The 6,137-nt window shown below is 71.0% G+C and carries 4 protein-coding genes; all 4 read left to right on the top strand.

Annotated elements, in window-relative coordinates; all coding sequences use genetic code 11:
- Positions 1 to 689: 689 nt before the first annotated feature.
- The 4 genes from AOK22_RS37030 (at position 690) to AOK22_RS37020 (ending at position 6,066) form a co-directional block, all read left to right on the top strand.
- The gene (locus AOK22_RS37030; protein WP_055703053.1) at positions 690 to 2,669 is read left to right on the top strand and encodes an ATP-binding protein; all 1,980 of its coding nucleotides are present in this window, start codon (positions 690 to 692) and stop codon (positions 2,667 to 2,669) included.
- A 37-nt stretch (positions 2,670 to 2,706) separates the two neighbouring features.
- Positions 2,707 to 3,066 carry a transposase gene (locus AOK22_RS44105; RefSeq protein WP_107102124.1) on the top strand — a complete coding sequence of 120 codons (360 nt, stop codon included), beginning with the start codon at positions 2,707 to 2,709 and terminating at the stop codon, positions 3,064 to 3,066.
- Positions 3,067 to 4,300: 1,234 nt separating this feature from the next.
- Complete coding sequence (locus AOK22_RS41705) at positions 4,301 to 4,945, top strand: hypothetical protein (RefSeq protein ID WP_167357934.1); 645 nt, start codon at positions 4,301 to 4,303, stop codon at positions 4,943 to 4,945.
- An 866-nt stretch (positions 4,946 to 5,811) separates the two neighbouring features.
- Positions 5,812 to 6,066 (top strand): hypothetical protein, encoded by a 255-nt coding sequence (locus AOK22_RS37020; RefSeq protein WP_055703051.1) that lies wholly within the window; start codon positions 5,812 to 5,814, stop codon positions 6,064 to 6,066.
- The last annotated feature ends 71 nt before the right edge of the window (positions 6,067 to 6,137 follow it).

Genomic DNA, 6,137 nt, shown 5'->3' with positions numbered 1-6,137 from the left:
GCCGGTGCCGGTGCCGGTGCCCGTGACCCGTTCCCCGGTCTTGTCTGGTTTTGGTCCGGCGGCGGCCCGGCGCGGTTGTCCCGGATGCCGTTTCGCGCAGGCCGAGATCACCTTGGTGCCCGCCACGCTCGCCCAGCGTTTCCGCTTTCGTTGAGCTGATCGTCCGTGCGCCCCGGCCCGTCCGTCAAACCCGCGCTCTCCAGCACCGCGGCACGGCGACCGCCTGTCCACAGGGCCACCCGGATTCCTTGGCCTCCGCGTTCACCGGCTCCGCCAGGTGGGCCGCCATCGGCGGCTGTTGTCCGGGCGGCGCACAGCAGCCCATGCAAGAGGCCTGCGGCAAAGCCCTCACTGGCCTCACTCGTGCCAGAACCTGACGAAGCACCACTAGGCCGTTTCTCTCGGATCACAGTTCCACCGGGGCGGCCGTTCGTGACGGCCTCCTCACCGAAGGCACGCCCGAGGGAATGGGGGAGCAAGTGATCCGCTCCCGGCGGCCGGTCGGTCCATCTCGGTCACGGTGGGGCAACACTACGCACTTTTCAAGATACTCGGTGTCATCACCCCATGCTGCGCGGGCAAAGAGAGACGGTGTGGAGGTGGGCGGCCTACCGGTACCTCGTACGCGTCTGATCGGACGCGCGGTCGAACTGTCACGTCTGGAACGGCTCGTGTGCCGGCGATCCCGGATGGTGACCCTGACCGGGGTCGGCGGTGTGGGCAAGACCCGTCTCGCGCTGGCGACCGCAGAAGCCGTGCAGGGGCAGTTCCGGGACGGGGCCTGGTTCGTTGAGCTGTCGCCGCTGACGGACGGCGCGCTGCTCGCGCATGTCATCGCCGAGACACTGCCGCTGGCCGACCAGACCACCCGGCCGATGATCGACGTGGTGGCTGAGTACCTGGCCGAGCGCGAGACGCTGCTGGTCCTCGACACCTGCGAACACCTCGCCGACGCCTGCGCCCTGGCGGCGGAGTCCTTGCTGCGGGCCGCGCCCGGCCTGCGGATTCTGGCCACGAGCCGACGCCCCCTGCACCTGATCGCCGAGGAGGTGGTCGTGCTCGACCCGCTGCCGGTGCCCGACGAGGGCGGCACTGCGGGTGCCGCGGACGACGCGGTGGCGCTGCTGGCCGAGCGGGCCGCGCAAGCCCTGCCGCGCTTTGCCGTCACCGATGCCAACCGGCCGGATCTCGTGCGGCTGTGCCGCCGCCTGGAAGGGCTGCCGCTGGCGATCGAGCTGGCCGCGGCCCGGCTGCGCGACATGAGCGTGCCCGAGCTGGCCGACCGTCTCGACGACCGGTTCGGCGTGCTGGGCAACGACCGCCAGGCCGTGCACGACGCCGATCCGCCGTGGCATCAGGCGCTGCGCACCGCGATCGGCTGGAGCCACCAGTGGTGCACGCCCGCGGAACGGCTCCTGTGGGCGCGGCTCTCCGTGTTCGCGGGCAGTTTCGACGCCCAGGCGGCGCGTCAGGTCTGCGCGGACGAGCGGCTGCCCGTCGACGAACTGCCGGGGCTGTTGGACGAACTGGTCGAGAAGTCGATCCTGACCTGGCAGCCCACGGGCAACGGCGAGCGCTTCGGCATGCTCGACACCATCCGTGAGTTCGGCGGCCACTGGCTGCGCGCGCTGGGTGAGGAGGACCTGCTGCGGCGCCGCCACCTGGACCACTACCTGGCGCTGGCCCAACGGGGCGACAGTGCCTGGCTGGGGCCGGACCAGTACGCCTGGTGCGGTCACCTGACGGCCGAGCTCGACAACGTGCGTAGTGCCCTGGAGTTCTGCCTGGACCGGCCGGCAGGGCAGACCGCCACGGAACTGGCCGGGGCACTGTGGTTCTTCTGGCACTGCTGCGGATTCACCAGGGAGGGACTTCACTACCTGGAGCGGGCCCTGGCTCTGGACACCGAACGGAGCCGGGCGCGTGCCCGGGCGCTGTGGGTCTGCTCGCTGGTCCTGTCGACTTTGGGGGACACGGTGTCGGCCAAGGCCCGGGCCGTGGAAAGCGCCGACGTGGCCGCGTGCCTGGGGGACACCGGGGCGGCGGACGAGGCGCGGGCCATGCTCGCCTTCGCCGCGGTGATCAGCGGCGACACCCAGCGCGGCAAGGAGCTGGCAAAGGGCCTGTTCGACGGGCACCGGTGCGAGGGCGGACTGGCCTACCCGGTCCTGGCGTCCGCCTTGTTCCTCGGCCACGCGCACACCCTCGACAACGAGATCGAGAAGGCCGTCGCCGTCCTTGAGCACCTGCGCGCCGACTGCGAGCAGTACGGCGAGGTATGGATGCGGGCCTACGCCGAGTACCTGCTCGCCCGGGCTGATCTGGCCCAAGGCCACCACACAGCGGCGCACCATCGCGGCCAGGCGATCCTCAAGGTCAAGCAGAGGCTGAATGACCGCTTGGGCGTGGCCATGTGCCTGGACCTGATCGCCGCCGCCACGGCCGTCGCGGACCCTGGTGAGCGCGCCGCCCGCCTGCTCGGTCTGGCCCAGCAGCTGTGGGACACACTGGGCCAGCCGCAGCTCGGGCTGCCCGAATGGGTCGCCGTACGGGAACGCAGCGAGAAGCAGACCCGTGCCGCCATCGGCGACCACCGCTACGAAGCTGCCTACGAGGCAGGACATGCGGCCACATGGGACGCAGGGATGACCTACGCCCTCGACCGCTAGGCAGTCCCGTTGGGATCGGCTGGCCGTTGGGCCGGGAATGCCGTCAACCGACGCGCAGCGGACACGGATCGAACCGTTACTGCCGGACCGTGCCCCGACGCGGGGCGGCCGGTGGCGCGATCACCGGGTGATGATCGACGCGATTGCCTTCACGATCCACACCGGAACGCAGCGGGTGCACCTGCCGGAGAAGCGCGGCACCTGGACAGGCGTCCACCGCCGAATGCCTGCGCCCCCTCGATGCCGTCTTCACCGCAGTGGCCGACCGGACCCGCGGCAGCCGACCGGGCCCGCCCCCCCTGGACCGCTACGCCAGCCGGAACGATACCGAGGCAAACCCGGTGCGCCGGAACGATCAACAGGCGCACCGCCCGCAGCCGCCCGGCCCGCACCATGACCGGGAGGCCGGCCTCTAGCGCACCGGTGCTCAGGTACTCGTGTCCCCTCCCGGGCCTGCCTGCGCCAGGAGGCAGACCCGGGCCGCGAGTCCTGCCACTGACACACCAAAACGGATACCCGACGCGGGTAAACCGCCTGACCTGCGGTGGTAAGCACCACGACCTGCCGCCCGCCCACGTGGCAAGCGAGCAGGCGCCCTACGAGGCGCCTCACGGATCAGATGCGCCTGCCGCGACCGGTGGTCGTGCTCCAGGTCGCGTTCTAAGTCGTGCTCCAGGTCGTGCTCCAGGTCGCCTTCCGGGTCGCGCCCCGAGTCGCACCGGGGTGCGTAGCTTCGGCCCTCAGCCATGCGCTCTGACCTGGAGGACAAGGGGTCGGGCCGTCGCCAGGCGGGCGCCGAGTACGTCCAATACGGGGTGTCCGCTCCCGTCGGAAGTCTTGAAGGCGTCTGAGGGGCCTTGTTCGATTCGGTGTGGTGGTTCCGCGGGCGTCGGGATGGATGTCTCGACTACTTCCGGCGCCGCCGCGAACGCGGGGACTGGCACTGCAGGCACTCCGGCATCTCTTCAACCGCATGATCGGCCAGCTCTGGCACTGCATCACCACTCACACGGTGTTCGATGAACGGCAGGCTTTCCGCTGCCTCTCGCCGTCGCGGCTTGACACCTGGATGCCGTGAGAGGTCCCTGAGGACCTCTCTGGATGCCGCGGTGAAGCCCGCCCCGAGGCCCCGCCGGCCTTCCCGCACTCTCTGGAAGGCCGGTCGCGGCGGCCGGTCTCGCCCTGCCCGGCGCGTGGTGAGCGCGTCACAGCCGATGTCCCATCGGATGTCACAACGGCCGCCGGGCGGTGTGACATTCAGGCTGCTGGCCTGCGGCTGTCCCTGGCTGGGACGGGAGTTTGGCCGAGTCACACGGGGGACAGCAGCGACTTCCCGCAACCCCTGTCAGGTCCTCAACGGACAGCCACACCAGCGGTACCGGCGTGGATAGCGGCCCGGCCCGGCCGGGCGAGCCTGAGGACCACCGCAGGCCAGGGCCTGATTCCCGTTGGCATAACGTGCCGACACCTCTCCTCGCGCCAAGGACGAGGTTCATCTCCCTGCCCGGCGCGCCCTGCACGATGCCGATGCGGGCAAGCCGAAGGCTTCACCGGGCATCCCCCCGCACCGCAACTTGCCCGACCATGCCAAGTACTCGCGCGCCGGTGGCAGTGGGCCGCAGGCGGCGCAGATGCCGCGAAAGCAAGGGCACCGCCTCCGGGTGCGAGCCCGGCCGCGCTCACCCGGCCGGGCCCTTCGACTGCTCGGGCCACGACAGCGAGCGGGACTGGACAGCGAGCGGGACTGGACAGCGAGCGGGACTGGCTCGCGCGCACGGGCTGCTGGAGCCGGACCGAGCGGATCCTGCGGACCTACGACCAGGTCCGCGCCTACGAACTGCCCGCAAAACCAGGTCAAGCAGGTCAAGCAGGTCAAGCAGGTCAAGCAGGTCAAGCAGGTCAAGCAGGGCGACCCGCGGTGGCCGGCCTTCGCCGACCGCGACGGCTTCGACCCGGCCCGCCCGGTGCAGTGGGAGGTGGAGGCGCTGGAGCCGGCCGAACTCCAGCGCCTGGTCCTCGCCGCGGTCGATCCGTACATCGACCGCGACGTCCTCGCCCGGCAGGCCGCGCGCCAGGAAGGGCAGCGCCACGTCCTGGAGGAATTCGCCGGCCGATGGACCGAGGGACCGCCCTGGCGTTGTGCGGGAGCCTGCGCGGCTTGGGCGAAGTGCAGCACGACAGCCTTGGCTCCGGCGGCGACTTCGTCCGGCAAGTCACTGCTGCGCGGAAGGGCGGGGTGGTTCGTCACCCAGATCATGGAGAACTTGATGATCTGATCGATGTCGCTGGGACGCAGCAGGATCGCGTCGCCGGTGTGGAGCGGCTCGGGCTGGCGGTGCTGCCACAGACGGTAGAAGCGGCTCTCGACGTCGTTGAAGCCGAGGTGCCGGTCGCCGTGCGGGTTGATCAGGTGGGTGGTGAAGGGCAGATCGTTCGGGCCCGGCTGCCAGGGCTGTTCCGGCTGGCTCAACATGTCCTCCGCCGGCGCGCGGTGATCACCACGGTGTCGAGTGTGTCAGTGCCGGGCGGGGGGGGGGCGGGCTTCCGGACACTTCGCCCGTGCCGGGGGCCGACGGATACGCGACGGGTCGGCGCCCGGCCGCGTACGGCTGTGGTGGCACCTCTACTGGGAGACCGTCCTCTCGGTGCCGGCGGCACGGTCCGAGTTGCGTCACCTCGCCCGCGCCTATGGAACTGTCCGGGCCGCGTGCCCCGGCGTCTCGGCCGGCCAGGAGCATGGGATTGCGGCAAGGGTTGCGCTAGCTCGGAGCTGCTCAAAGCGGCTCGTGCAGGGCCCGCTGGGCTGCTCGTGCTCCCGCCTCGACGGCCACCTGAGGTGTTGTATCCGCTGTCCGTGCAGATGACCGGCGAGTCGGCGGAGCTCGCCACGACCGGCAGGAAGCGGGGCGCGCTCGGCTTCGGCGGCATCCAGGGCACGAACGGTCCGCCTCCGGTCGTCGCGCTCGCCGATGTCAGTGGCCGGGAGCTGGAGGGGGTGTCCTGCCTGAGTGCCGATGCCTGCGCAGTGGGTCCGTTCCTCCGTGCTGCCGTTGGGCGGGCACCACCATGTCCTCGCCCCGCACAGGGGGCGGTTGCTGCGGCTGGTGGCCGGGGACTGGCCTGGCGGGGGCCCCGTGCTCCCTTGAGGACGAAGCCGCTGGCCCCGGCGCACCCCTCCAACGGACAGCTGACGAACCCGCGGGCGCGGTACTGCTCCCACACGGCCGAGCTCGACGGGAAGCCGGAGGCCGCCTTCGGCGCGCGCAACGAGACCCAACGCACCGTCGTCATCTGCTCCGACGCCAAGTGCACGGGCACGCAGACGATGATGCAGACCGGCGATGAGCTCGGTGACGACGTCATGTCCGGGCCGGTCGGCATCGTGGGATCTGACTGAGGCACACCCTGCCCCGTGCAGGACGTTTCGCCCCGCCCCCCCCACGGACCGCGCAGCGCCCCGTGTGGGGG

Source organism: Streptomyces silaceus (genome assembly GCF_001419745.1).
GTDB classification, from domain to species: Bacteria; Actinomycetota; Actinomycetes; order Streptomycetales; family Streptomycetaceae; genus Streptomyces; species Streptomyces silaceus.
Note: the sequence above shows the minus strand (reverse complement) of the source record. Positions and strands in the feature narration are given on the sequence as shown.